This window comes from Flaviramulus multivorans (assembly GCF_021728415.1).
Taxonomy (GTDB): domain Bacteria; phylum Bacteroidota; class Bacteroidia; order Flavobacteriales; family Flavobacteriaceae; genus Sabulilitoribacter; species Sabulilitoribacter multivorans.
Genome location: NZ_JAKKDV010000002.1, coordinates 268,737 through 294,520, shown reverse-complemented (window position 1 = coordinate 294,520; position 25,784 = coordinate 268,737). Strand labels below are relative to the sequence as shown.

Genomic DNA, 25,784 nt, shown 5'->3' with positions numbered 1-25,784 from the left:
AGTGTAAAAAGAAATGTAAATATTTGAAATTCATAAATAATCTTATTATAATTTCAATAAATAATATGCAGCCGCAAATGGGGTGGTTTTATTATCTTCTATTAGTTGAAGTTGCTTGATTAATTCTTTTTTGATTTTTGGTGCATTAAAAAAATCAGATTTTAATTGATTTTCAATAGTTTGAATTAACCAGAATTTATTTTGGTCATTTCTTTTTGCTTGGAAATAAGTGTTCTTGGTAGTTAATTGTATATAGTCTAAAATGATTTTCCAAATAGCATCAATACCTTCATTATGTAAAGCACTACAAAGCGTAACTTTAGGTTGCCATTCAGATTCTTTTTCTGGGTAGAGGTGAAGTGCTCTGTTAAACTCAACTTTGGCAAGTCTTGCATGTTTTAAATTATCACCATCTGCTTTATTAATGGCAATAGCATCTGCCATTTCCATAATACCGCGTTTAATACCTTGTAATTCATCACCAGCACCTGCTAATTTTAGTAATAAAAAGAAATCTACCATACTATGCACCGTCGTTTCACTTTGCCCAACACCAACAGTTTCGATAATGATAACATCAAATCCAGCAGCTTCACACAAAATAATTGATTCTCTTGTTTTTCTGGCAACTCCGCCTAAACTATCACCCGAAGCAGAAGGTCGTATAAAAGCATTCTCATCTTTCACTAATTCTTCCATACGGGTTTTATCACCTAAAATACTACCTTTGGTAATGGTACTTGTAGGATCGATAGCAAGCACTGCAACACGTTTTCCTAAAGAAGTTAAATACTTGCCAAAGGTTTCAATAAAAGTACTTTTTCCTACTCCAGGAACTCCAGTAATACCAATGCGAATAGACTTATTTGCATGTGGTAAACAACCTTTTATTGTAGCATTTGCTTTTTCTAAATGTTTTGGATTTTTACTTTCAACGAGCGTAATGGCTCTACTTAAGGCTGTAATATCTTTATTTAAAATTGAAGCTATTAAAGTGTTTGTATCCACTTCAACTTTACGTTTGTTTTGAATAGATTTTATGGACGACGAATTTGTGATTTCCGAAATAGAAATACCCTTTTTTTCTTCTAAAGCCGATTTGTTTTTTTTAGCCACTAGTACATGTATGAATGACTAATTTACAATTTTATTTTCATTAGTATAACACCTATAAAGTTGGTTTTATGCCTACTTTAATGGCACCGAAACTTTAGTGTCGTCCCAAGCCATTGTTAAGAATAAATTATCTGTCGAGTTGTCAAAAGCAATAGTAAACTGTTCTATAGTAGTGTTTAATTTTTCAACAGGAACATCAATATTTACCACATCATAGTTTGGATCCCACATAGGTTTCATTTCGGCATTTACACCCCAAGAATATTGTTTTGAGTTAAATATTACAGTCCAAACGGAATCTTTAGGAACTGTCCAAAGCGTATATTTTCCCTCTGGAAGTGGCATACCACCAACTTCTAAATTTTTATTGGTTTCAAAGGTTGTTGCTTCGTTTGCACCAGTACGCCAAACTTGATCGTAAGGCACGAGAGCTCCAAAAACCTCTCTCCCTTTTTTGTATGGTCTGTTATAAAATACTTTTAATTTTAAGTCGTTTAATTCAAATTTAACAGTGTCCTTAGGACTTAACCTCTTTCCAAATATATCTCCCACAAAAACGGAATATAAAAATAATCCTAAGGCTACTATCGATAAAATAATTAAAGTACGTTTTAAAAAGGTGTTCATATAGAGCAATTTAATAAGGCATAAATATACTTTAAAAAGTAATAATTAAAGAAATTCAAACGCATATTTATTAGCTTTGTTATACAACAGAAAAAATATTATTTCTTTTTTGCAACACTTCATTTTTTTTATCGTCTTTTAAAAAGAACTAACTTAAACCAAAAGTAGTATTAGTATGTTTCAGGTTGACATTATTGAAAAATGTAAACAAAACAATCGGAAGGCACAATTGCAGTTATACAACCAGTACTGCGACGGGATGTATATTGTTGCTAAACGATTTTTGAAAGATGCTGATGATGCTGAAGATGTAGTACAAGAAGCTTTTATTAAAGCTTTTACTAAACTGCATCAATATAAAGCAGAAGTTACTTTTGGGGCATGGTTAAAACGTATTGTTGTAAATAAAAGTATCGACTTTTTAAAATCTAAAAAACAACAGCTAGTTGATTTGGAAGAGGTGCACCTTAAAGTAGTTGATACTGCGAATGACGACAAATGGTTGGTAGAAGATGCAATTACATTAAACGATGTAAAAGAAGCAATTAATAAGTTACCAGATAAGTATCAGTATGTGGTGATGCTGTATTTAATTGAAGGGTATGACCATCAAGAAATATCAGAGATTTTGAATATATCTGAAGTCGCATCACGTACACAACTATCTAGAGGTAAAGCAAAATTACAAGAACTGTTAACACTTAAACGAAATGGCACGAGACATTAGAGAGTTATTTAAAGATGATAAAATAACGCATGAAAAGATGCCAGAAAATCATCAAGAACGATTTCTTAATAAGTTAAATGAAGCATTACCAGAAGCAAAAGGCTCTAAGTATAATTGGATGCAAATTGCTGCAAGTGTTTTAGTATTACTTGGGCTTAGTTTTGGAGCTTTTAAATATTTTCAGCCACAAACTGATGGAGATTTACCAACTGAGGTAGCCTCAACAAACACGGTAAAAACTAAAACTTTGGGTGATATTTCACCTGGATTAAAAAAGGTTGAAGATTACTATTTAGCTAGTATTAACTTAGAGTTGTCAAAAATGACTTATACACCAGAAACCAAAGATTTGTTTGATGGTTATTTAACACAATTAGATGCGCTTGATAAAGAATACAAACGCCTTTCGTTAGATTTAACCGAATCTGGTCATAGTGAGTTAACGGTTAATGCATTAATTGATAATTTAAAATTTCGTTTAAATCTTTTGTATCGATTAAGAGAACAATTAAAAGAATTAAACACTTCTGATGAAGAAGCCATTCAATCCATCTAAAAAAATCAAAAAATGAACACGACAATTATAAAATCAAAACTATTAGCCCTGTGCTTTCTCGTAACAGGAAGTTTGATAGCACAACAAAAATTAACAAAAGTATCTCAATCCATTAATGTTAATAAAGATGTTACGATTGACCTAAACACCAGTCATACCAACATTATTATTGACACTTGGAACAAAGGTACCGTTGAAATTGAAGCTTTTATTGAAGGCGAGGAGTTAAGTAAAGAAGAACTTCAAGATATTTTAAAATCATGGGATGTGGATATTGACGGGTCTAGCGATTTGGTTTCAATAAAAACTAAAGGTGCACATTCAAAAGTTTGGGCATACCGAACACATTCGCAAAGCGATAATGACGCCTTACAAGCTATGTTAAAAGAATTAAAGTTTGAAATTGCAGATTTACCAGAGATGAATTTCGATTTTAATTTTGAAATGTCAGAGATTCCTGAAATGAATTTTGAAATGCCTGAATTACCAGAATTACCAGAAGGTGTAAACAGTATTCGATTTGACTACAATGCTTATGAAAAAGATAGAGAAAAATATTTAAAAGAGTACTCAAAACAATTTGAATCGCTTTATGGTAAAGATTATGCTAAGAAAATGGAGGCATGGGGAGAAAAATTTGGCAAAGAATGGGGTGAGAAATATGGAAAACAAATGGAAGCTTGGGCTAAACAATTTGAAGGGAAAATGAACTCTGAAGAGTATGCCAAAAAAATGGAAGCATGGGGCGAAAAATTTGGTAAGGAATGGGGAGAAGATTATGCAAAAAAAATGGAAGTTTGGGGAGAACGTTATGCTCAACAAATGGAAAATCAAGCCGAAAGAATACAAGCACAAGTTGAACGGGCTCAAGAACAAAAAGAACGTATGCAAGAATTGAAGGAGAAACGTACTGAAGCACACGAAAAAATGGCAGAGGATCGTAAAAAATATGCTGAAGAACGTGCGAAACTAGCGGAAAAAAGACGTGTTTTAGTTGAAAAATTAGTAAGTCCTGAAGCTAATTCTAAAGTTAAGAAAACAATTAAGATTAAAATGCCTAAAGGTGCAAAATTAAAGGTTAATGTTAAGTATGGCGAAATTGAGTTTGCCACAAATATTGATAACCTAAAGGCGGATTTATCATATTCTAAATTTACAGCTTATAGCATTAATGGAAGTAGAACTTCCATTAATGCTTCTTATTCCCCTGTTTATATAACTAACTGGAATTTGGGTGAACTAAACTTAAATTATGTTGATAAGGCTGAATTAAAGAATGTAAAACATTTAGTATTAAATGCTATATCTTCAAATATCAATATTGGGAATTTGTCTGGAAGTGCTCTTGTTGACGGTAATATTGGCGATATGAAAATTTTAAATATTGATGATACTTTTAGCAACTTAAATGTGATTCTTCAAAATATTAAAGCCATAATTAATTTACCTAAAACGGATTATAATTTACAGTATAAGGGAACCCGCTCTCGATTTGCACATCCAAAAAAATCTTCAAAAGAGAATGTTTCTAATTTTTCAACTGGTAGTTTGGCTAGCGGTAAAAGCATTGTTGTTAACGCTAAGTATAGCAACGTGGTTATGCAATAATTCCCCTCTTTATTACATGTTAAGCTGTATTTAACGGCTAATCTTCCAAAACTCAAGTTTTCTTCTCACAACAAAGCCCATTTTTTTATATAATGCAATAGGCCCCGTATTTGTTACATCCACATGTAAAAAGGGTATTTTGTTCTTTTTAAAAATACCATCAACAGTGTAAGTAATAAGCTGTTTTGCATAGCCTTTTCCAGTATGATCGGGATGAGTAATGACTGCACTTATTTCAATAAAATTTTTAGTTTGAAATCGTTCACCTGTTACCGCTACTAATTTATTGTTTTTAAAAATGCCATAATAGGTTCCTAGACTATTGGTTTTTGGTTTAAAATATTCTGGATAAACCAGTTTAACTAACTCAATTAATTGATTATAATGTGTTTTGTTTATCTCTATAATTTGTTCCTCGATGGGATGATTTATTTTGTTATAAATAATCATCTGCAAGCCTACATATTTTACAGCCGGTTTAAAGTTTGGAGGTAATTTAGGTTCATTAGCTACAACGAAAAAAGTATCAATTAATTTCGCATGTTTTTGAATGGCTTCAGAAGTGTCTTGATTATTTATATAAGCACCAAAAGGGGCATATTCAGGATGGTAAAATTTTACATTGCCGTAGTCAATGGCATGATTAGTATGTACATCTGTTAATGCATTCCAAACAGGATTATCTAATTCATCTTCATTTATTTTCATCTGTTTAATTTTATTGTTTTATCGGTCAGATGTAATTCGCCAATAATCATTTCAGTTGGTATCAACTTCTTGTTATGGCTTATTTCATAAATATGAACTTTAAAATTTTACAGCATTATTTATTCGGTCGACAATAACATCTAAGGGTGTTGAATAATCAAACCACAAAGTGTTCTCATTCTTTTTAAACCAGGTTATTTGACGTTTCGCAAACCTGCGCGTGTTCTTTTTAATTTCAGAAACCGTAAAATTTAAATCCCAATCGCCATCCAAAAACTTAAATAGTTCTTTATAGCCAACCGTGTTTAAAGCATTTAAATCTTTATAAGGAAGCAATGTTTTTACTTCATCTAACAATCCATTTTGCATCATAATATCTACACGTTGGTTGATGCGATTGTAAATAGTTTCTCTTTCGGCAGTGAGTCCGATGCTTATAGTTTTAAACGAGCGATTTTCTTTCTTTTTGTTTAAAAACGAAGAATAAGGTTTTCCAGTCCCAATACAAATTTCCAAAGCACGAATGACGCGATGCGGATTATCTATAGCAATGGACTTATAGGAATCTATATCAAGTTCTTTTAATTGCTTTTGTAAATATTCAAGTCCTTTCGTTTCAAGTTGATCGTTTAATTTCGTGCGAATACCTTTTTCAACATCAGGAAAATCATCTAGTCCTTTGGTTACGGCATCCACATATAAGCCAGAACCACCAACCATAATAACTATATTGTAAGTTTTAAATAGTCTGTTTAAACATTCTAAAGCATCTTTTTCAAAGGCGCCAACGTTGTAATCATCTTGTATTGATTTATGATGAATGAAATGATGCTTGGCTTCCGATAATTCCACCTTTGTAGGAGCCGCAGTGCCAATATGCATTTCTTTGAAAAACTGTCTTGAATCTGCTGAGATAATCTCGGTATTATAATATTTTGCCAGTTTTATACTAAGGGCTGTTTTACCAATAGCAGTAGGTCCAATAACTGAAATAAGATATTTATTCATCATCTAATTTACTACCACATTTGCTACAAAATTCGGCATTATGCGCATGATCGTCGTACAAACAGTTTTTGCAAGATTTAACTGAAGTTGGAGGGTCTTTTTTCTTGGTTTTAGCCATTTCTGCGGAAACAATACCGGTTGGAATTGCAATGATTCCATAACCAAGTATCATAATGGCCGAAGCAATTAATTGCCCTATTGGCGTTTGAGGAGCGATATCACCATATCCAACGGTTGTTAGTGTTACAATTGCCCAATAAACACTTCTTGGAATACTCGTAAATCCAGCATCAGGCGCTTCAATTAAATACATGAGAGTTCCTAAAATAATGCATAGAATAACCACAAACGAAAGGAATACGGCTATTTTAGCACGACTTTCTTTTAAAGCGATAACAAAATTTGTTGATTCGCCCATGTAACGAGCTAGTTTCAATATTCTAAAAACCCGTAACAACCTGAGTGCTCTTAAGGCAACTAATGAGTGCGACCCAACGATAATAAATGACAAATACATCGGGATGGTAGAAAGTAAATCTACAATGCCATAAAAACTAAAAATATACTTTCTAGGAGCTTTTATGGTTATAATTCTAGTGATGTATTCTATAGTAAATAGTATGGTAATAATCCATTCTAATACCTTAAAGAGCGTGTGAAACTTTGCATCTAATTCGCGCACGCTTTCAAGCATTACCAGAATAATACTAGCAATAATTACATAAAATAAAACAACATCAAATAATTTTCCAGATTTGGTATTTGCTCCAAATATTATTTCATGTAATTTAATTTGCCAAGGTCTTAATTCCCTCTTTTTTAAGAATAGAAGGTCAATAATTATATGAAAATATATTTTAGATTTCTTTTTAATTCTGGAAATCCTACCTGATAAACTTTTATTACGTGGCTTTTTAGACATAAACTCAAAAGTAATAAAAGTTTAATTATGTTCGCTTTAATACTATCAAAGTGTTTTTTTGAATATCAACTATTTTACTCATAAACTCTTTAAGATACGGATAAAATTCAGGGGGATATATAGATTCTTTAAAATCAATTTTAAATGTTAAATTAACCTTATTACCTATAACCTTAGTTGAAAATGCAACACTTCCCGTGTTATTAGGTAATGCTATTATAATATCTTCAGGTTTTTCTTCTACAATATAATCATTTCCAATATCAAGGCTCATAATGTATAGGTAATTATCTTGATACCCAAAGTCTATTGGATATGTTCTTTCTTGAAGTTTAAAAGGGTTTTCAGTAAAAAACTTGATAACAAAGGGGTTTAAATATAAATTTTCTGCGGTATCTTCTTGATTATATTCAATGTCATATAATTCGGAAAAATGATCACTTTCAATATTACTAGTAAGTTGATGATTATATATTTCAATAAAGGCTGATTTATTTTCGAGATTATCTAAATAGGTATTTATATTCGGAAAATATGCTTTTTTCGAATTTAAAGCGTGGTAACCCGTTTTCCTGTTTTTCACAACTCCTTTTAGGTTTTGGTTCTCATCAAAACTGAGTTCAACATTATAAAGGACTGATGATTTTGAAGCTGGAATTAAATCAACCCATTTACTACCGTTTTTAAAATCTAATAAACGGCCATATTCATTTAGACATCTAAAAGGGATATCACCAAAATTTAAATAATTATCAGTAGCATCCAACAAGTAAGTGTTGTTATTAATAGTAGTTTGAACAATGAGATAATTAAAATCGGAAATAACAGGGTATATTTTAGTAGGGAACCCATTATTCCTTGTAGAAAGTAATATGGGTTTAACTTCAATACCACTTTCTTCCAAGAGGTTGTGAAGTAATATATTTATGGAAGCTACATTACCTGATTTATTTTTTATTAAATCTTTGACTGAAACATCTTTAAAAATTTTATTCTCATTATTCCATGTATAATTTTCTTGCACAAATTGGTAAATCGATTTTGCTTTTTTTAAAGCATCCTTTTCGTCAATTATACTTTCTGGCAATAAATCATCTAAATCAACAGATTTCCCAAGTTGTTTTCCAATATTTGGATCGGTTTTTAACTCATGATCTACAGTTTCCCACGATTTAGTATAATGAGAAACAGAGCCATCCATTCCTTTAAAGGTTTTAAGCTCGTATTCAATTCTAGCCAGATAATTGCTTTCCGCTGTCATGTAATCTTCTTCAACAAATGCTGGGATATCTGTCATTGCATAAACTCCAATACCACAATCTGCACTTGCACCGTTATACATTTCAAGGCAATTTTTCTTAATTTCGTTAGTATTGGTTGATAATTTTTGCCCACCAACTAGTTTAATATTGTAGAGCCAATTACCTGGAATGCTAGTGCGATATTCACTATAAAGCTTTGGTATTTTACTTTGAAAATTCCATTCTTTATACTTAAACATAAAAGGAGTGATGAAGGTGTAACTATATGTAATGACACAGCCTACTTGAATATTTGGCAATGTAAACTTTACTAAAGTGTAATTTTCGTTATAATCCTCTCTAAAAATGTTTTTCTCATCTAGGTGAGTTTTAACAACTTCACCGTTTATTAAATTATAAGTGGTGGCAACAATATCTTTTACTTTTTCACTTCTTCTACCACTATTGTATAGGTATAATGTGATTGAAGCATTATCAAAGCCTTCGGTGCTTAATATTTTTATTTTATACTTTTCATCCGTTCTTAAATCATAATCATGTTTATCAACGTAGCTATTACCTTCTTCATAAATTACAAGGGCATTTGCTGTTGAATCTTTTTGGAAGGTTTTTGATTCAATGTCACCACGACTCACGTTAAACGATTCTGGATTATAATTTTCTTGAGAAACACCTCTCAAACCAATTATTAAAAAAATGATAATTGTAATGTTCTTCATAAACTAATCTATGCTGACAATTTTAACACGCTTATTTTTTCGAAGATAACTCTGAATAATATGTTGCGTGTCTCTGTTATTTTGCATCGGGGTTATTATGGATTCTAAAATCTCTAAATTGTTAATTTGATAATTTAAATTAAAATACCCTAATCCTTTAAAAACACCATTTTCAATTAATATAGCACTGCGCTCGTCAACATCACGTCCTTTATCAATAATTACCATATTTTTATTAGCATAACTATTTTTGTTAATCAATGCTTCTACACGTTTGTTGTATAATTCAGGGGTTTCTTTTTGAATACAAGCGCCTTCACATGTTTTAATTTCATAATTAAAACAACTTGTTTTGGTTTTATAAAGGCCTGTAAGTTTTTGACACAAATTATAATCTTCAACAGCATTTACCATAAAACTTTTTCCACTTTGTCGATTGCTAAACGTAGTTATGGGTTTTTTTCTACCATCTGCAACATCAATTTTTAAGTTAACGTAGTTGTTCTCGTCCACAAAGCTATATAGAGCATGGGTAAAAATTGAGCGTCGTAAGGCTCGATTATAAATGGGTTTTATACGCTTTATTTCTTCGCTTTCTTTTAAAAGAGCAACCAGTTCGCTTCCAGTAGCTTCATAAGTTACTGTATAAACTTGGGCTTGTATTTTTTTTGATTTTTGATTGGTATTTGTAAAATGCTGATTGATACGTTTTTTTATGTTGTTGCTTTTACCAATATATATAATATCTCCATCGGTATTATGAATGTAGTAAACACCAGTAATGGATGGTAATTCTGCAATAATATCAATATGTCTCGGCTCTAATTGATATTTAGGATTTAATCTTATAGATTGTTGAATGATGCTTTTTGAGGAGTCTTTATCAATGAGCATTTTAAACAACTTTACGGTTGCTAAAGCATCACCAGAGGCACGATGTCGGTCTGATACTGGAATGCCTAAAGAGCGCACCAGTTTCCCTAAACTATAGGATGGTTGATCTGGAATTAAATATTTTGAAAGTTCTACAGTACAAAGCGATTTTCGTTCAAATTCAAAACCTAATCTTCTAAATTCAGTGCTTAAAATTCTATAATCAAATGAGGCATTGTGTGCTACTAAAATACAATCGTCGGTAATTTCTACAATCCGTTTTGCAACTTCATAAAATTTTGGAGCGTGACGCAACATGCTGCTATTTATTCCGGTAAGGTTAACTACAAAGGGTTGAATATCGCGCTCGGGATTTATTAAACTAATAAACTGGTCTACAACTTCATGTCCGTCATATTTGTAGATGGCAATTTCAGTGATGCCTTCTTCATTATACTTACCACCAGTGGTTTCTATGTCTAATATTGCGTACAATAAATACTTAAATATTTAATTATAATTTCTACTACCAAATATACTACTTCCAACTCTTATCATATTGCTACCACACGCAATAGCTAATTGGTAATCTCCACTCATTCCCATGCTTATGGTTTCTAGTTTACAGTTTTCGGTTTCAAGCTCTTTTAAATTATCAAAAATAAATTTTAATCGGTTGAATTCTTCTTTAATTTGGTTTTTGTTATCTGTAAAAGTTGCCATACCCATAACACCGGTTATCTTAATGTTTTTAAACTCCTTTAAGCTATCAGATGCAAATATTTTTGAAGCATCATCTGCACTCATTCCAAATTTAGAATCTTCTTCAGCTATTTTAATTTGAAGCAGACAGTTAATAGTTCTGTTATTTTTTTTCGCTTGTTTGTTTATTTCTTTCAAAAGTTTAAAATTGTCAACCCCATGAATTAAACTCACAAATGGTGCCATATATTTTACTTTGTTGCTTTGTACATGACCAATCATATGCCATTCAACATCTTTAGGCATAAGGTCATACTTATCTACCATTTCTTGAACTTTGTTCTCTCCAAAAACCCGATGACCTGAATTATAAACTTCCATTAAATCGTTTATAGGTTTGGTTTTTGAAACAGCTACCAAAGTAACATGCTTTGGAATAGTAGATTTTATACGGTTGAGGTTTTCTGAAATACTCATTATTCTAATTTATTTTGATACTATTTTAGAATTCATAAATAGTAACACCACTTCGTAACTTGGGTTCGATAAAAGTACTTTTTGGAGGCATTGTTAGTCCTTCATCAGCTATTGCTTTAAGTTCGTTTACGGTAATCGGAACTAAACCAAAACCAACTTGAAACAAACCATCGTCCACTTTTTCTTTAATATTTACCAAATCGTTTTTACCATGTGAATAATGAATTCTTGTATCATTTCTCAAATCGGTTATTCCTAAAATAGGTTCTAAAATGGTTTTATAAAGCACTTGGGTATCTAAGGCATCTAACGCCGTATTAAAAGCGTAATTATTTTTTCTGAGATAAAGTGAATAAAATTCACCATCCAAATACATACTAAAATGATGCTTTTTAGTAGGTTTATAAAACTCAGTTCCTCTATTTTCTATACGAAACATGGCATCCAGTTTTATTAAAAAAGACTCCTTTGATAAACCATTTAAATCTTTAATCAACCTATTAAACTCATGAATTTTTAAATCAGACTCCGGAATAAGGTAGGTCATAAAATAATTATAGGGCTCTTTACCTGTATGGTTTTTATTTTCAGATTTTAATTCATCTGAAAGCAAATAGGATGACGCACAGCGATGATGACCATCAGCAATATAAACCGTTTGCATACTTTCAAACTCCAAATTTATAATGTTCACCAAAGCATCATCATCTACTTTCCACATATAGTGTGTATCACGATAAGTGGTGGTAAATTCAAATTCTGCACGTTCCTTTTGTGCTTCTAGTATTATATTTTCAATAACTGTGTTGTCGGGATAAGTTAATAGCACTGGTTCCGCATTAAAACCTACTGTTTTTAAGTAATCTTTAAAAATAATTTCACGATACTCGATGGTGTCTTCGTGCTTTTTTATAATATCGTTTTTATAGTCATCTGCACTTGCTGCAGCTATAATACCAGAGAACGATAACCCTTCACGGTTTACAATTTTATATATGTAATATGAAGGCAATTTATCCTGAATAAAAATGTTGTCTTCTTTAAATTCCTGATATCTATTTCTCACCAAACTATAGCGCTCTTTACCAACAATATCTTTATGGTATTTGTAACCAGGATTTATAATATGTAAAAAAGAAAACGGATTGTAGTCTAAACGCGCTTCCAATTCTGATTGGGTATAACTTTGGTACGAGCGCGATGCTACTAAGCTAACTTTATCGCGGGTTGGACGGACTGCTTTAAATGGAATTATTTTTGCCATTACATATATTACTTCAAGAATTGTGAAGCCACATCCTCTGCTTTTCTACTTTGAGAATAATCATAAAAGCCTTCACCAGATTTAACACCTAATTTACCAGCGCGAACCATATTTACTAATAATGGGCACGGTGCATATTTAGGGTTTTTAAAACCATCATACATTACATTTAAAATAGATAAGCAAACATCTAAACCAATAAAATCTGCTAATTGTAATGGTCCCATAGGGTGCGCCATTCCTAATTTCATAACCGTATCAATTTCTTGAACTCCTGCAACGCCATTATACAAAGTTTCAATGGATTCGTTCAGCATCGGCATTAAAATACGATTAGCAACAAAACCAGGATAATCATTAACTTCAACTGGCACTTTACCTAAAGTTTTGGAAAGCTCCATAATGGTATTGGTTACATCATCACTGGTATTGTAACCGCGAATAATTTCAACCAATTTCATAATTGGAACAGGGTTCATAAAATGCATTCCTATTACTTTTTCAGACCTATTTGTTACGGCTGCTATTTGCGTAATAGAAATAGAGGAAGTGTTGGTAGCTAAAATGGTATGAGCGTCACAAACGTTATCGAGTTCCTTAAAAATGTTAAGTTTTAAATCCACATTTTCGGTAGCTGCCTCAACAACTAAATCAACCTGCTTTACACCGTCTTTTACTTGTGTAAAAGTTGTAATGTTAGATAAGGTATTTGCTTTGTCCGAATCCGTTATAACCTCTTTGGAAATCATTCGGTCTAAATTCTTCGAAATAGTATCTAATCCCCTTTTTAAAGAAGCTTCACTTATATCAATCAGGTTTACTTTAAATCCGCTTTGAGCAAAGGTATGGGCAATACCATTTCCCATAGTACCTGCTCCTATAACTGAAATATTTTTCATTAGTTTATTTTAAAAACAATTTATTATTTGAGTAGCAACACGTAATGCTTCGGTACCATCATGTAAGGTAACCACAGGTGTGGTGTTGGTATTAATAGCATCGGCAAATGTTTCTAATTCATCTAAAATGGAGTTGTTATCTTCTATTTTTGGGTTATCAAAATAGATTTGCTTTTTAATACCTTCGGCATTCTGCAAAATCATATCAAAATCTCCTGGATTTTCAGGAGCGTCTTTCATTTTTACGACTTCACATTTTTTAGTTAGAAAATCAACCGAGATATAAGCATCTTTTTGAAAGAAACGTGTTTTACGCATTTTTTTGAGCGAAATCCTGCTAGCTGTTAAATTTGCTACACAACCATTTTCAAATTCAAGTCGTGCATTGGCAATATCTGGTGTATCACTAATAACCGAGACACCACTAGCCGAAATATTTTTAATTTTCGATTTTACAACACTTAATACGATATCGATATCATGAATCATTAAATCCAAAACCACTGGAACATCAGTACCACGTGGATTAAATTCTGCTAACCTATGCGCTTCAATAAACATAGGCGATTTAATATCGTCTTTTACCGCTAAATAAGCAGGATTAAAACGTTCAACATGCCCTACTTGTCCACGTAAATTGTTTTCTGCTAAAAGCTCCCGAATGTGTTCCGCTTCTTCAACCGTATTGGTAATAGGCTTTTCAATAAAAATATGCTTGCCTTTAGCTATAGCTTGTTTAGCGCACTCATAATGAGAAAGCGTGGGAGTCACAATATCTACCATATCAACAGCATCAATAAGGGCATCAATAGAATTGAAAAACTTGTACCCAAATTCTTCTTCTACCTTTTTGCCATTGGCTTCATCGGCATCATAAAAACCAACTAAATTATATTTATCAGATTGCTTAAGGAGTCTTAAATGAATTTTTCCAAGGTGGCCAGCACCAAGTACACCAGCTTTGAGCATAATTTTTTACGTTTTCAACAAAAATAAGATAATTAATAGATGAAATTAGCTATTTACGATGAATATTTTGACGTTTTGTTGCTAATAATTAATTCTGCGTAAATAGTTTCAAGCTTTAAAATGTTTAACTAATTTTAGCGAACTAAACACCACCAAAAATTGAAGGATACTTTTAAACATAAAGGATTAAGACAACAACTTGTTAACATTATAGAAGCCAAAGGAATAAAGGATGAAAAGGTATTAAAGGCCATTGGTAAAATACCTAGGCACTTGTTTATGGATTCTGGTTTTTTAGACCATGCTTATCAAGATAAAGCATTTCCTATTGCTGCGGATCAAACTATTTCACAACCATACACAGTAGCTTTTCAAACAGAATTATTGGAAGTAAAACCTGGAGATAAAATCTTAGAAATAGGCACGGGCAGTGGTTACCAAACAGCTGTTTTATGCGAACTAGGAGCTAAAGTTTTTAGTATAGAGCGCCAATTAGAATTGTTTAAAAAAACCAGTAAATTTTTACCAAAATTAGGATATCGAGCTAAGAAACTCATTTTTGGTGATGGTTATAAAGGCTTAAAAGAGGAAGCACCTTTTGACAGTATTATTGTAACTGCTGGAGCGCCTTTTGTACCCAAGCCTTTGTTAAGTCAGTTAAAAATAGGAGGTAGGTTAGTAATTCCTGTTGGTGATGATGTGCAAGTTATGACCCTTTTTATACGAAAAGGCCCTAAAGAATTTGAACAGCAGGAGTATGGAGAATTTAGATTTGTACCATTATTAGAAGATAAAAACTAATCTAATCGCCTAAAATTTTAGTCTCAAAACCATCAATACTTTTGGTGTTTTTTTCTTCCCAATAACTTTCAATGCGTGCTTTTCCTTGTTTTTGCGACCAAGAATTTAGCATACCGCGTTCTTCCTTAAAATCCATTAAAGGAACGGCGTAACCGCACGATGTTTGTACCATGTCAACCTCTAATTCAATAATTTGACGTGAGCCTGTATTTTCTTCAAACAAACTCATGTATTTTTTAAATTCATCATCACGCTCATGATATATGTTGGCGTGTCCGTACAATCTTAAAATAAGAGGCTTGCCATCAAAAGCACAAAACATAATAGTCATTCTATCGTGCTGTAAAAGATGAGCAGCCGTTTCATTACCACTTCCAGTTAAGTTTAACCAAACCAATTTATTAGGACCCAAAACTCTCAGGGTGTCGTGACCTTTAGGAGATACATTTACACGACCTTCTTGTGCAGCAGTACCAACAAAAAAGATTTTCTGTTCCTTTATAAAATCCTGTAATTCTGGTGTTATTTCAGATAGTATTTTACTCATGTCATCAATTTAAGGAAGGTATTTTTTTGGAATGGGGTGTTCTTCGGTTTCCTGTTGCCAATAAATATTAATAATCCACCAACGCGCTCCATCATAAAGCAATTGAATACTATTGATACCTCTCATAAAAGGTTTGGTGTCGGCTTCACTCTTAAACGATTCATAGGTGCTAAACACTTGGGCTATATTACCAAACACATCGGTTTGCCTATGGATTTCTTTTTCAAAAAAACCATTTTCAACCAACCATTTACCAGAGCTTTTTATGTAATCTTCGGGTTTTAAATACCGAACCATAAAATCACCTTCTGGGTTTTTACCCGACGGGATAAGTTTGGCATTGGGTTTAAAAAGGTATTTAAATTGTTTCCAATTGCGCTCCATTCCTTTACTACCAGAGATAACATTGTATAACGACCTGATGGTGCCATCTAAAGTTGTAACACTAAGGCTATCAATTTTAAATTCAGCAGCCTCTTTTTCTTGTTTTGTATTGTTTTGTGCCTGAACATTAAGGGCAATAAAACCAATTAACAAAATGGAAAACCATGTTTTCATAAAACTCGTTTTATAATTTTTAATATGCTATTTGTATATCTTTTTAACTCTATCAAGGTTGCGCTTATTGTCTCTATCCTTTATAGTTTCACGTTTATCGTACAGTTTTTTTCCTTTAGCCAGGGCAATTTCAAGTTTCGCATAGCCTTTGTCGTTTATAAACAAACGTAACGGTATAATGGTTAAGCCCGTATTTTGAACCTCTTTATTAAGCTTTTTTAACTCTTTTTTATTTAAAAGCAACTTGCGCTCCGCCTTAGGTTTATGGTTATAATAAGTACCGTATAAATACTCTTCAATCGTCATATTAATTACAAAAAGTTCACCCTGTTCATTAAACTCACAAAAACTTTCGGCAATGGAGGCTTTACTACTTCGTATCGATTTTATTTCGGTTCCCGTAAGCACAATTCCAGCGGTGTATTTATCCAATATTTCGTATTGAAAACGCGCTTTTTTATTCAGTATGTTTATATTCTTTTGCATGCACCACAAAACTACATAATTTTATGAAGCTACGTTTTAAATAAATTATTTTCATTTTAATTGAAGCATACCTTTAACATAATGCTATGTTAAAATTGATGACTTAAGGCAGAAATTATTTTACCTTTTTAGAAATTAATCCATTATGAATAAGCATTCTATCTCCCGAAGAGCCTTAGTTAAAAGTTCTGTTTTTGGAATTTTAGCCGTTTCTATTCCTAGTATTACTTATGCTAAAAGTATTTATGACTTCAATAACACAAACAACGCAAAGGATAATTTATCCAACCGATATCCAGCTATTGATGATGCCATAGTGAATGAAGTTGTAGGGAAATCTCATTTTGATTTAGACCGTGTTAAGGAGTTAGTTGACAAACGCCCAGAATTATCTCGAGCTACTTGGGATTGGGGTTTTGGTGATTGGGAATCAGCTATTGGTGCGGCGTCTCATGTGGGTCGACGGGATATTATCGCGTATTTATTAAGCAAAGGTGCCAAAGCCAATATTTTTACGTTTGCCACTTTAGGTGCTTATGATACCGTAAAATCTATGATTGAATTCTATCCTGGAATTCAAGAGAATTACGGACCACACGGTATTAGTTTGTTACAACACGCCACAGTGGGTTTAAGAATGAAAGATAAAATGACCGCAGACCAAATTACAAATAGCGAAAAGTTAATCAGTTATTTAGAACAGTTAGGAAACGCAGATGGTGCTACTTTCGAAGAACTTACAGAAGGCAAAGAAAAATATTTAGGCGATTATAAATATGGCGAAGGCGATAACGAAGGCTTTTCAGTAAAACAAAATATGCGCGACATGCTAACCTTTGGTTCGTTAGGAAATTTTGGAGGTGCGCTTTACAAAGTAAAAGACCACGAGTTTCGCTATAATAAATTCCCATCGGTATTCATAAGTTTTCAAGTTGAAAACGAGCAAGTAATCTCGGTGACTGTAAAAGAACCCGATTTAACCTTGGTTGCCAAAAAAGTGTAACCCTATTTTATAATTGCTATTACTGACAGAAACAACAAGAATCACCTTTATTGTTTCATTGTAAAACCAAGCTTGATGGTAGCTTGCCACATGTCAACTTTACCGTTTTTTATGTTGCCTCGGGTTTCTATAACCTCAAACCATCTCAAGTTTTCAACAGATTTTGATGCCTTTTTTATGGCGTTTTCTATAGCATCGTCACTCGATTTTTCCGATGTGCCAACAATTTCAATTTTTTTGTAGATATGATTTTCCATGATTTAATATGTTTTGTTCCTAAAAGATACGAAAATTATGCTAGAGACTATTGGGATTGAGTGAATCAAAATTTGTATTTTTGGCATTCATTTTAACAAATAATTTCAATACTTAATATGAATTCATACGATGTAGCCGTAATAGGCTCAGGTCCTGGAGGATATGTTGCAGCCATTCGTTGCGCACAGTTAGGCATGAAAACGGCCATAATAGAAAAATATTCAACGCTTGGAGGCACATGTTTAAACGTAGGTTGTATACCAAGTAAAGCGCTTTTAGATTCGTCGCATCATTACGAAGATGCGGTCAAGCATTTTGAAGAGCACGGTATTGAAATCCCAGGAGATGTTAAAGTGAATCTAGAAAAAATGATTGCGCGCAAGCAAGCCGTGGTAGACCAAACTACAGGTGGTATTGATTTTTTAATGAAGAAAAACAAGATTGATGTATATCAAGGGTTGGGAAGCTTTAAAGATGCGACGCATATTACTATTTCGGGTGATAAAACTACCGAGATTGAAGCTAAAAATACCATTATAGCAACAGGTAGTAAACCATCCAATTTACCATTTATCAAACTTGATAAAGAGCGTGTTATCACATCCACTGAAGCCTTAAAACTTAAAGAAATACCAAAACATTTAATCGTTATTGGTGGTGGTGTTATTGGTTTAGAGCTTGGGCAAGTTTATAAGCGTTTAGGTTCAGAAGTTACTGTTATAGAGTATTTAGATAGAATCATTCCAACTATGGATGCTGGTTTATCAAAAGAATTAAACAAGGTTTTAAAGAAAGCCAAATTTAGTATAAACGCGTCTCATAAAGTAAAATCTGTAGAGCGTAAAGGCGATGAGGTTATTGTAAAAGCAGATAACAAAAAAGGGGAAGAAGTAGAATTTAAAGGCGATTATTGTTTAGTATCCGTAGGGCGTCGTCCGTATACGGATGGATTAAATGCTGAAGCTGCTGGTGTTAAAATAACCGATAGAGGTCAGATTGAAGTCAACGACCATTTACAAACATCGGCAAAAAACATTTATGCTATTGGCGATGTAGTTAAAGGCGCTATGTTGGCGCATAAGGCAGAAGAAGAAGGTGTATTTGTTGCTGAAACCTTGGCGGGACAAAAACCACATATCGATTATAATTTAATCCCAGGGGTTGTTTACACATGGCCAGAAGTAGCGGCTGTAGGTAAAACCGAAGAGCAATTAAAAGAAGCGGGTGTAGAATACAAAACGGGCTCGTTCCCTATGCGTGCTTTAGGTAGAAGTAGAGCGAGTATGGATTTAGATGGGTTTGTAAAAATTCTAGCCGATAAGAAAACCGATGAGATTTTAGGTGTTCATATGATTGGTGCTCGTGCAGCAGATATGATTGCCGAAGCGGTGGTTGCGATGGAATATCGTGCATCGGCGGAAGATATTTCGCGTATGTCGCATGCGCATCCAACCTTTACAGAGGCGATTAAAGAAGCCGCTTTAGCAGCAACCGATGATAGAGCTTTACACATATAATTCTCAAGCAAAGTAGGAATCATAAAAAAAGCGAACCGATTTAGGTTCGCTTTTTTGTTTTTATTTTTTACCGCCTAAAAAGCCTAAAGCTACGGCTGCAATACCTAAAGCAATAGTAATATAAGCGTTGGTATTATCTTGTGCTTCTACACTAAATTCTCCAATACTTACAGAAGCTTCGGGCGCTACTAAGGTGTAAATACCATAGCCTAAAAGCCCTAAACCTACTACTAATAATACTGTTTTTACTTGTTTGTTCATACCTTAATTTTTAATTAGTTATGCTAACAAGATAGGTATTTTAACATAAAGCATACCCATTGTTTATAAATTTTACGTAAAATCTTACATAATATGTTGCCTTTTCAACAATAAAAAATTAACTTCGTAGAACTGAGTGAAGGTGAAGTATTAAATGATTTTAAATCATATCGTTGTAGCCAATTAAAATAAACCAGAATAAATGATAAAAACAGAGTTCGGAACTTTTGATGGTAACAAATGGGAAAGTGTTTCTCAATTATGTTTTAAGAATAATTTTAGAGAAGAATCTTATCAAGAAATAAAGGCAACTCCTGGCGATTTTGGAATTGAAGGCTTCACTCGAACTGGGAAGGTTTTTCAATGTTATTGTCCAAATGAGCATTATTCTACAAATGACCTTTATGAAAATCATAGAGATAAAATAACTAAAGATTTGAAAAAACTCAAAACCTACGAAACGCAATTGAAAAAAATACTAGGAACTACCAAAATCAAAAAATGGTATTTTGTTACTCCTATTTATGCAAAAAATGATATAGTTCAACATTGCACACAAAAAAAGGAAGAAGTAAAAAGTTGGAATTTATCAATAATTGATAATAATGATTTTGAAGTAATATTTGAGGATATTAATTTTTTACACCCATTTTTAAACACCGCTATCGAAAATACAAAAATCAAAATTGATGTAATTCCCGACACTCAAATAGAATCAGTTGACAAATTAAAATGGAAAGACTCTAAAATATCGTTAATAGAAAATTCGCAAAATAAAAACGCTCATAGAATTAGTAGTAGTGCTACAAACTTTGATTCAAATCTAGATAAGTTGGTAGATATAAACGTTCAAAATTATTTAGAAGGCAACAACATATTAATCAAATGGAAAGAGGATTATCCATTAGATTATGAGAATTTTTTAAATATTACAAGTGTAATAGAATCAGAAATTGAAGAAAGATGCATAACTAACACTAAAGAACCCAGTGAATTATATGAAGAGTTTAGAATTTTATTGAAAGGTGAATTGCAAAATTCATTTAAAAATTTAGCTCCTCAAATGATTTCTAAACTAACAAATTGGGCATTAGCTGACTGGATATTTAGATGTCCAATAAATTTTGAATAAATGGAATTGTACGCTGAAAGAATTACATTTTCCAAGAAACCTATTTCTATTCCACCAGAGTATAGACCTTCATATACCATTGGATTAATTGTACTAATATTAAAAATATGTTGTCAAAGTTCTAAATCTAGCCTACTAAAACTTCATTTAATAAATTGGGCTTTAAAAAGTGATGAAAATAGAAACTCACTTAAAAAATTCGTCCTTAGCAATTATACTGAAAGCTCAAAAACGTGGGGAATTGAGCCAAGTCTTAATAGAGCTTTAAACTATTCAGTTCATGAAGGAATTTGTTTAATTTCAGAAGGAAAATATCAATTAGAGGAAAAGGGGGAGATTTTTTATCAAAAGATAATCGAAGACCCAGAATATTTAAATGAGGAAATTGAATTCTTGAAATTTCTTGGAAAACGAAAAATCACTGATAATCGAATTGAATCAATATATAAAAAATGGAAAAACCAAAATGCTTAAAATAAACAACATAAAAATAAATGTAAATACGAACAACGGTCTTTTTGGTACTTTCCATACATTTAAAAAAGGATTGAATATAGTTCGAGGAAATAATACTAGCGGAAAAAGCAGCTTATTCCAAGCTATAGTATATGCACTCGGCTTTGAAGAATTAATTGGTGGCAGGTTTGAAAAAACAATGCAATCTGTTCTGAAGGACCAAGTAGAATATCCAAAAAGCACATTTCATAATGTACTTCAATCTTTCGTTTTATTAGAAATAGAAAATTCAAATAAAGATATAATTACCTTAAGAAGGTTTGTTCATAGTCCTAATAGAAAATCGCAATTGGTAGATGTTTATTTCGGAAGCTTATTAGTTAATCCAACTCTAGAAAATCGTCCCATGTTTATTCACGACAATGGAGGTGCGTCTGATGAAAATTATGGTTTTCATTTATATCTTGAAGAATTTCTAAATTGGCATCTTCCAAAGGTTTTAACAAATAAAGGAGATTTACGTAAAATATATATTCAACAAGTAGCATCAAGTTTTATAATTGAACAAAAATCTGGATGGTCAGATTTTTTTGCCACAATGCCTATTTATGGTTTAAACAATAAAGAAGCTAGGGTTGTAGAGTTCATACTAAATATGGATGTCTACGGTAATAAAATGAAAAAGCAAGAATTAGGTATTACAAAAAGAATCCTTGAAAATGATTGGTCGAATTTAAGTAAAAGCTTTGAAAAGTTTACACAGAAAGGAGGTGGTAAACTAGTTGGTTTATCTGATTCTCCAATGATAATTAATAACCTCAATGAAATTGATATTCTACTTTCTAAAGATAAAAATGACTATACCATTTCAAACTATTTAGATATTATCATTGAAGAGTTTGATACTTTAAATCAAAGCGAAACAGTTACAATTAAAGATAAAATAAATGGTGATGAAAATTTAATTGTAAAAAATGAAGAACAATTAAATCAACTAAGTTTTGACATAGAAATGCTATCAAGTGAATTAACATTTGACAAGCAAAAATTAAGTAATTTCAATTATCAATTAGAAAACTTAACTGAAGATTTAAGAAAAAATAAGGGAGCTTTTAAAGTTCAAAAAATGGGAGCCGAAATCGAATTAAAAGTTTCTCAAAATAATTGTCCAACTTGTAGCCAAGAAATAAACGATTCTTTACTTCCATTATCTGTCAAACAAGTTCCAATGCGTTTAGAAGATAACATAAACTTTTTATCCGCTCAAATTAAAATGCTAGAAGTAAATATTGAAAGTTTAGAATCTAAAATTATTAACAAGGATAATAATTTAAATAAATTAAGAATCGCACAGAACAATCTGAGAAGTCAAATAAGAGAACTAAAAAAAGAACTAACTTCTGACGATAGACTTCCTTCAATAGTGGATATTGAATATCGATTAAATTTAAAGAAAAGAATTGAGTTTTATTCAAAATATCTGGAGGACTTTGCAGAACTAAAAGAAGAATTATCGTCTCTTTCTAATAAATGGAAACGAATATTAGAAGAGCAAGAAAAACTTAAAAAAGACACCTTTTCTCCAAATGATATTTCTAAATTAAAATCATTATCTGATAATTTCAAATCACTTTTAAGTGTATTTAATTATAGTAGTAAAACAATTAATGATATTGCAATTTCTGACGAGAATTACTTGCCTTTAGCAAAAAAACCAAATGATGAATTTTATTATAATATTAGATTTGATTCTTCAGCTAGCGATTTTGTCAGAAGTATTTGGGCTTATACTTGTAGTTTATATAAAACTTCAGTTGATAAAAATGGAAATCACCCAAATTTATTAATGTTTGACGAACCTAAACAACAAGATATGTCAATTAATGATTTTACAAAATTTTTAAAGGAATTGGCATCATATAAAAATGCTCAGACTTTACTATTTGCTTCATTTGAAAACTCGGACGAAACATTTAAAAAAGCAACATCTGATATTGAGTTTCACTTGAATTACATTGACGAAAAATTAATAAAGCCAGTTGAGTAAAAGCAAAGGCTAAAACAAGCATAAAATAGTAGTGGTTTAGTTGCTAAAATAAAAGTAGATAAACCGCTCCTACTTCTTATACCAAATTAATAAGCGTAACCTCAAAATTTATATTGACAAGATGAGGATGTATATTCCTAAAACAAATCGTTTAAAACCTTAGCTAAACGTATACCTGCAATTTGTAATTGGCTTCTAACGGTATTAAAATTTTGGTACGAGTAGCGGTATCTTAAATTTTCGTTGGGTTGTACATTGTTATACACCTTTCTGGTAAGTTGGTGGGTTTCGTTTACCCAATCTATTATACTCCCTTTCTGTATCGCTTTTATTTGAGATTTGGTAACATAATCGGCATTGTTTGCCAACTCGGTATAGCTCATACCGTAGTCGTCAATCATTTTACTATCCCAAACACTGTGTAAATTGGTTTCGTTGTAAAACCATTGTACTTTAAAATCGTTTCCGCCGCGGTCTTCTTCCAAACCAATATGCATAGGTTGGTGTAAATCCCCAATTAAATGAATTAAAAGTTTTAAATAAAACGCTTTATCATCATCACTAGATTGTTTGTTTTTTATAACAGATTGGCAATACGCTATTCCTGACACCAAATCGCCATCAGGGTGTTGTTTAGAGGCATCGTAATCCGCCTCTAAAGGCATATTTATATAATGCCACGTGTAGTATTTTTTATAGCGGTCATCCGATTTTATTTCATCAGCAAAGGTTGAAACAAAAGCTAACGACTCACGTTTAAGCAGGCGTTGTACTTCTTTTTTAGTTTTATAGTTAAGGTATTGGTTGGCAATTTCTCCAACTACTCTGTGTCCTGTAGCACCCCATTTTGGTGATGCTTGTATGGGTTGGAAAAAAGTAAAAAATAAAGTAAAAACTAAAATTAGTGTTGGTTTCATTTGGGTATTATTTTCTTTTGTTACGTTTATTATAATTTTTGTCGCCTCGGGTTTTAGGCTTTTTGTATTTCTGGGCAATTTTAAATTTATACGAACCGCCTAAATTTTCTTTCTGGTTTTTTTCAGACTTTTCATGAAAAGCGGGTCCGGGTGCATCTTCTTCGCGTCGCTTGTTTGGGTTATTACGTTCTTTAATTTGTGGGCGTTCTTCCTCAATCAATTCTTTAGAAATCTCAACGGTTTCAGGGAGTTCTAAAACGGGAATCGTCATTTGCATTAAGGTCTCAATTTTTTCAATCGATTCCTGTTCCTGTTCTGTTGAAAACACAATCGATTCGCCTTTACGCTCCGCACGACCTGTTCTACCAATACGGTGCATATAATTTTCAGGATAATCGGGTGTATCAAAATTTATAACATGGCTTACATTATCAATATCCAAACCACGCGCCATCACATCGGTAGCCACTAAAATACGGTTTTCGCCCTCACGAAATTGTTCGATGCTTCGCAAACGATAGTTTTGTGTTTTATTGGAATGAATCACACACAATTCTTCTTTAAACGTCTCATCTAATTTATCAAACAAACGGTCTGCCATTCGTTTATAAGCCACAAATATTAAAACCTTGTTGTAGGTTTCGGTGTCTTGCAACAAATGCGTCAACAAGTTTACTTTGGTGTAAAAATTCGGAACATTATAACGGGTTTGTTCGATGTTTTCAAGCGGTGTACCCGAAACCGCAATAGAAACACGTTCGGGCGCTTTAAAAAACTCATTAATTAAGATATCTACATCTTGCGTCATGGTTGCCGAAAACATAATGTTTTGGCGCTTTTCGGGTAAGATGTCGAAAATATTAATAAGCTGATGCCTGAATCCTAAATCGAGCATGACATCTACTTCATCAATCACTAATTTTTGAATGGATTTTAGCTGAAGCACACGACTTACTGCCAAATCATACAATCTACCCGGAGTAGCCACTAAAATATCTATGCCTTGAGCAATGGCTTGTTTTTGAGTGTTGATGTTGGTACCACCATAAACCCCTAAAACCCGATTGTTAATGTATTTTGAGAGTTTTTCAATTTCATCAACCACCTGAACCACCAATTCGCGCGTTGGCACTAAAATTAAAACACGTGGGTTTTCTTGGGTTGAAAATTTTAAATTTTTTAAAATAGGAAGCATATAGGCAAAGGTTTTACCAGTACCTGTTTGTGCAATACCAACCATATCTCTACCCGAAGCCACCACATTAAAGGCTTCTGCCTGAATTGGTGTAGGTGTTGTAAACCCTAAATCGCTTAGTGCGTTGTAAAGTGGTGTGTTTAAATTTAAATCGGTAAAAGTCACAATC

General features: G+C 32.4%; 27 protein-coding genes. 9 read left to right on the top strand and 18 right to left on the bottom strand.

Annotated elements, in window-relative coordinates:
- Positions 1–45: 45 nt before the first annotated feature.
- Positions 46–1,116: a methylmalonyl Co-A mutase-associated GTPase MeaB gene (gene meaB / locus L3X39_RS06155; protein ID WP_237230899.1), complete on the bottom strand. Its 1,071-nt coding sequence runs from the start codon at positions 1,114–1,116 to the stop codon at positions 46–48.
- Positions 1,117–1,188: 72 nt separating this feature from the next.
- A complete protein-coding gene (locus L3X39_RS06150; RefSeq protein WP_237230898.1) occupies positions 1,189–1,743 on the bottom strand; it encodes a DUF2911 domain-containing protein in 555 nt (184 codons plus the stop codon).
- Positions 1,744–1,918: 175 nt separating this feature from the next.
- Here L3X39_RS06150 and L3X39_RS06145 point away from each other — a divergent pair, with 175 nt between their 5' ends.
- The 3 genes from L3X39_RS06145 to L3X39_RS06135 are packed head-to-tail and all read left to right on the top strand — an operon-like array spanning position 1,919 to position 4,634.
- On the top strand, positions 1,919–2,470 hold the full coding sequence (locus L3X39_RS06145; RefSeq protein ID WP_237230897.1) for an RNA polymerase sigma factor: 552 nt from the start codon (positions 1,919–1,921) through the stop codon (positions 2,468–2,470).
- Positions 2,454–3,026, top strand: a complete 573-nt coding sequence (locus L3X39_RS06140) for a hypothetical protein (protein ID WP_237230896.1) — start codon at positions 2,454–2,456, stop codon at positions 3,024–3,026. Before L3X39_RS06145 ends, L3X39_RS06140 begins: the two co-directional genes overlap by 17 nt.
- A 12-nt stretch (positions 3,027–3,038) precedes the next feature.
- The gene (locus tag L3X39_RS06135) at positions 3,039–4,634 is read left to right on the top strand and encodes a hypothetical protein (RefSeq protein ID WP_237230895.1); all 1,596 of its coding nucleotides are present in this window, start codon (positions 3,039–3,041) and stop codon (positions 4,632–4,634) included.
- A gap of 30 nt (positions 4,635–4,664) precedes the next feature.
- On the opposite strand, the gene L3X39_RS06130 is transcribed toward L3X39_RS06135, so the two are convergent.
- The 9 genes from L3X39_RS06130 to L3X39_RS06090 all read right to left on the bottom strand — a co-directional run bounded on the left by L3X39_RS06130 (position 4,665) and on the right by L3X39_RS06090 (position 14,437).
- Positions 4,665–5,342 (bottom strand): GNAT family N-acetyltransferase, encoded by a 678-nt coding sequence (locus tag L3X39_RS06130; RefSeq protein ID WP_237230894.1) that lies wholly within the window; start codon positions 5,340–5,342, stop codon positions 4,665–4,667.
- A gap of 99 nt (positions 5,343–5,441) precedes the next feature.
- On the bottom strand, positions 5,442–6,350 hold the full coding sequence (miaA, locus tag L3X39_RS06125) for a tRNA (adenosine(37)-N6)-dimethylallyltransferase MiaA (RefSeq protein WP_237230893.1): 909 nt from the start codon (positions 6,348–6,350) through the stop codon (positions 5,442–5,444).
- The gene (locus L3X39_RS06120; protein ID WP_237230892.1) at positions 6,343–7,272 is read right to left on the bottom strand and encodes an ion transporter; all 930 of its coding nucleotides are present in this window, start codon (positions 7,270–7,272) and stop codon (positions 6,343–6,345) included. Before L3X39_RS06120 ends, miaA begins: the two co-directional genes overlap by 8 nt.
- 25 nt (positions 7,273–7,297) lie before the next feature.
- A complete protein-coding gene (locus L3X39_RS06115; RefSeq protein ID WP_237230891.1) occupies positions 7,298–9,253 on the bottom strand; it encodes a DUF3857 domain-containing protein in 1,956 nt (651 codons plus the stop codon).
- A gap of 3 nt (positions 9,254–9,256) precedes the next feature.
- Positions 9,257–10,621, bottom strand: coding sequence for an exonuclease domain-containing protein (locus L3X39_RS06110; RefSeq protein WP_237230890.1), 1,365 nt, complete (start codon positions 10,619–10,621; stop codon positions 9,257–9,259).
- Positions 10,622–10,636: 15 nt separating this feature from the next.
- Positions 10,637–11,305 (bottom strand): YggS family pyridoxal phosphate-dependent enzyme, encoded by a 669-nt coding sequence (locus tag L3X39_RS06105; protein ID WP_237230889.1) that lies wholly within the window; start codon positions 11,303–11,305, stop codon positions 10,637–10,639.
- A gap of 25 nt (positions 11,306–11,330) precedes the next feature.
- Positions 11,331–12,569 carry a DUF1015 domain-containing protein gene (locus L3X39_RS06100; RefSeq protein ID WP_237230888.1) on the bottom strand — a complete coding sequence of 413 codons (1,239 nt, stop codon included), beginning with the start codon at positions 12,567–12,569 and terminating at the stop codon, positions 11,331–11,333.
- A gap of 8 nt (positions 12,570–12,577) precedes the next feature.
- Positions 12,578–13,468: a 3-hydroxybutyryl-CoA dehydrogenase gene (locus L3X39_RS06095; RefSeq protein ID WP_237230887.1), complete on the bottom strand. Its 891-nt coding sequence runs from the start codon at positions 13,466–13,468 to the stop codon at positions 12,578–12,580.
- 9 nt (positions 13,469–13,477) lie between these two features.
- Positions 13,478–14,437: a Gfo/Idh/MocA family protein gene (locus L3X39_RS06090; protein ID WP_237230886.1), complete on the bottom strand. Its 960-nt coding sequence runs from the start codon at positions 14,435–14,437 to the stop codon at positions 13,478–13,480.
- A 159-nt stretch (positions 14,438–14,596) separates the two neighbouring features.
- On the opposite strand from L3X39_RS06090, the gene L3X39_RS06085 reads away from it, so the two are divergent.
- Positions 14,597–15,238: a protein-L-isoaspartate(D-aspartate) O-methyltransferase gene (locus L3X39_RS06085; protein ID WP_237230885.1), complete on the top strand. Its 642-nt coding sequence runs from the start codon at positions 14,597–14,599 to the stop codon at positions 15,236–15,238.
- A gap of 1 nt (position 15,239) precedes the next feature.
- Here the strand turns inward: L3X39_RS06085 and L3X39_RS06080 are convergent, their stop codons facing one another.
- Genes L3X39_RS06080 through smpB form a run of 3 tightly spaced genes read right to left on the bottom strand, consistent with a single transcriptional unit; the run spans position 15,240 to position 16,829 of the window.
- A complete protein-coding gene (locus L3X39_RS06080; RefSeq protein WP_237230884.1) occupies positions 15,240–15,785 on the bottom strand; it encodes a pyridoxamine 5'-phosphate oxidase family protein in 546 nt (181 codons plus the stop codon).
- Positions 15,786–15,794: 9 nt separating this feature from the next.
- Complete coding sequence (locus L3X39_RS06075; protein WP_237230883.1) at positions 15,795–16,343, bottom strand: hypothetical protein; 549 nt, start codon at positions 16,341–16,343, stop codon at positions 15,795–15,797.
- Positions 16,344–16,370: 27 nt separating this feature from the next.
- Positions 16,371–16,829: an SsrA-binding protein SmpB gene (smpB, locus tag L3X39_RS06070; protein ID WP_237230882.1), complete on the bottom strand. Its 459-nt coding sequence runs from the start codon at positions 16,827–16,829 to the stop codon at positions 16,371–16,373.
- 145 nt (positions 16,830–16,974) lie between these two features.
- Between smpB and L3X39_RS06065 the strand changes: the two genes are divergently transcribed.
- Entirely contained in the window at positions 16,975–17,832 is an 858-nt protein-coding gene (locus L3X39_RS06065; RefSeq protein WP_237230881.1) for a hypothetical protein, read from the top strand.
- Between the two features lie 47 nt (positions 17,833–17,879).
- Here L3X39_RS06065 and L3X39_RS06060 read toward each other — a convergent pair whose 3' ends face one another.
- The gene (locus L3X39_RS06060; RefSeq protein ID WP_237230880.1) at positions 17,880–18,089 is read right to left on the bottom strand and encodes a dodecin; all 210 of its coding nucleotides are present in this window, start codon (positions 18,087–18,089) and stop codon (positions 17,880–17,882) included.
- Positions 18,090–18,206: 117 nt separating this feature from the next.
- Between L3X39_RS06060 and lpdA the strand changes: the two genes are divergently transcribed.
- Positions 18,207–19,607, top strand: a complete 1,401-nt coding sequence (lpdA, locus tag L3X39_RS06055) for a dihydrolipoyl dehydrogenase (protein WP_237230879.1) — start codon at positions 18,207–18,209, stop codon at positions 19,605–19,607.
- Positions 19,608–19,667: 60 nt separating this feature from the next.
- Here the strand turns inward: lpdA and L3X39_RS06050 are convergent, their stop codons facing one another.
- Positions 19,668–19,868 carry a hypothetical protein gene (locus L3X39_RS06050; RefSeq protein ID WP_237230878.1) on the bottom strand — a complete coding sequence of 67 codons (201 nt, stop codon included), beginning with the start codon at positions 19,866–19,868 and terminating at the stop codon, positions 19,668–19,670.
- A gap of 202 nt (positions 19,869–20,070) precedes the next feature.
- Here L3X39_RS06050 and L3X39_RS06045 point away from each other — a divergent pair, with 202 nt between their 5' ends.
- Genes L3X39_RS06045 through L3X39_RS06035 form a run of 3 tightly spaced genes read left to right on the top strand, consistent with a single transcriptional unit; the run spans position 20,071 to position 23,503 of the window.
- Positions 20,071–21,000 (top strand): hypothetical protein, encoded by a 930-nt coding sequence (locus L3X39_RS06045; RefSeq protein ID WP_237230877.1) that lies wholly within the window; start codon positions 20,071–20,073, stop codon positions 20,998–21,000.
- On the top strand, positions 21,001–21,474 hold the full coding sequence (locus L3X39_RS06040) for a hypothetical protein (RefSeq protein WP_237230876.1): 474 nt from the start codon (positions 21,001–21,003) through the stop codon (positions 21,472–21,474).
- Positions 21,467–23,503, top strand: coding sequence for an AAA family ATPase (locus L3X39_RS06035; protein WP_237230875.1), 2,037 nt, complete (start codon positions 21,467–21,469; stop codon positions 23,501–23,503). Before L3X39_RS06040 ends, L3X39_RS06035 begins: the two co-directional genes overlap by 8 nt.
- Before the next feature lie 137 nt (positions 23,504–23,640).
- Here the strand turns inward: L3X39_RS06035 and L3X39_RS06030 are convergent, their stop codons facing one another.
- Together L3X39_RS06030 and L3X39_RS06025 are read right to left on the bottom strand one after the other, a co-directional pair.
- Positions 23,641–24,420, bottom strand: a complete 780-nt coding sequence (locus L3X39_RS06030) for a S1/P1 nuclease (protein WP_237230874.1) — start codon at positions 24,418–24,420, stop codon at positions 23,641–23,643.
- Positions 24,421–24,427: 7 nt separating this feature from the next.
- On the bottom strand, positions 24,428–25,780 hold the full coding sequence (locus L3X39_RS06025) for a DEAD/DEAH box helicase (RefSeq protein ID WP_237230873.1): 1,353 nt from the start codon (positions 25,778–25,780) through the stop codon (positions 24,428–24,430).
- Positions 25,781–25,784: the final 4 nt, after the last annotated feature.

Excerpts from the sequence above, each read along its gene's own strand:
- L3X39_RS06150 (WP_237230898.1), bottom strand. The coding sequence starts at position 1,743 with ATGAACACCTTTTTAAAACGTACTTTAATTATTTTATCGATAGTAGCC.
- L3X39_RS06145 (WP_237230897.1), top strand. The coding sequence starts at position 1,919 with ATGTTTCAGGTTGACATTATTGAAAAATGTAAACAAAACAATCGGAAG.
- L3X39_RS06140 (WP_237230896.1), top strand. The coding sequence starts at position 2,454 with ATGGCACGAGACATTAGAGAGTTATTTAAAGATGATAAAATAACGCAT.
- L3X39_RS06135 (WP_237230895.1), top strand. The coding sequence starts at position 3,039 with ATGAACACGACAATTATAAAATCAAAACTATTAGCCCTGTGCTTTCTC.
- L3X39_RS06130 (WP_237230894.1), bottom strand. The coding sequence starts at position 5,342 with ATGAAAATAAATGAAGATGAATTAGATAATCCTGTTTGGAATGCATTA.
- miaA (WP_237230893.1), bottom strand. The coding sequence starts at position 6,350 with ATGAATAAATATCTTATTTCAGTTATTGGACCTACTGCTATTGGTAAA.
- L3X39_RS06120 (WP_237230892.1), bottom strand. The coding sequence starts at position 7,272 with ATGTCTAAAAAGCCACGTAATAAAAGTTTATCAGGTAGGATTTCCAGA.
- L3X39_RS06115 (WP_237230891.1), bottom strand. The coding sequence starts at position 9,253 with ATGAAGAACATTACAATTATCATTTTTTTAATAATTGGTTTGAGAGGT.
- L3X39_RS06105 (WP_237230889.1), bottom strand. The coding sequence starts at position 11,305 with ATGAGTATTTCAGAAAACCTCAACCGTATAAAATCTACTATTCCAAAG.
- L3X39_RS06100 (WP_237230888.1), bottom strand. The coding sequence starts at position 12,569 with ATGGCAAAAATAATTCCATTTAAAGCAGTCCGTCCAACCCGCGATAAA.
- L3X39_RS06095 (WP_237230887.1), bottom strand. The coding sequence starts at position 13,468 with ATGAAAAATATTTCAGTTATAGGAGCAGGTACTATGGGAAATGGTATT.
- L3X39_RS06090 (WP_237230886.1), bottom strand. The coding sequence starts at position 14,437 with ATGCTCAAAGCTGGTGTACTTGGTGCTGGCCACCTTGGAAAAATTCAT.
- L3X39_RS06080 (WP_237230884.1), bottom strand. The coding sequence starts at position 15,785 with ATGAGTAAAATACTATCTGAAATAACACCAGAATTACAGGATTTTATA.
- L3X39_RS06075 (WP_237230883.1), bottom strand. The coding sequence starts at position 16,343 with ATGAAAACATGGTTTTCCATTTTGTTAATTGGTTTTATTGCCCTTAAT.
- smpB (WP_237230882.1), bottom strand. The coding sequence starts at position 16,829 with ATGCAAAAGAATATAAACATACTGAATAAAAAAGCGCGTTTTCAATAC.
- L3X39_RS06065 (WP_237230881.1), top strand. The coding sequence starts at position 16,975 with ATGAATAAGCATTCTATCTCCCGAAGAGCCTTAGTTAAAAGTTCTGTT.
- L3X39_RS06060 (WP_237230880.1), bottom strand. The coding sequence starts at position 18,089 with ATGGAAAATCATATCTACAAAAAAATTGAAATTGTTGGCACATCGGAA.
- lpdA (WP_237230879.1), top strand. The coding sequence starts at position 18,207 with ATGAATTCATACGATGTAGCCGTAATAGGCTCAGGTCCTGGAGGATAT.
- L3X39_RS06050 (WP_237230878.1), bottom strand. The coding sequence starts at position 19,868 with ATGAACAAACAAGTAAAAACAGTATTATTAGTAGTAGGTTTAGGGCTT.
- L3X39_RS06045 (WP_237230877.1), top strand. The coding sequence starts at position 20,071 with ATGATAAAAACAGAGTTCGGAACTTTTGATGGTAACAAATGGGAAAGT.
- L3X39_RS06040 (WP_237230876.1), top strand. The coding sequence starts at position 21,001 with ATGGAATTGTACGCTGAAAGAATTACATTTTCCAAGAAACCTATTTCT.
- L3X39_RS06035 (WP_237230875.1), top strand. The coding sequence starts at position 21,467 with ATGCTTAAAATAAACAACATAAAAATAAATGTAAATACGAACAACGGT.
- L3X39_RS06030 (WP_237230874.1), bottom strand. The coding sequence starts at position 24,420 with ATGAAACCAACACTAATTTTAGTTTTTACTTTATTTTTTACTTTTTTC.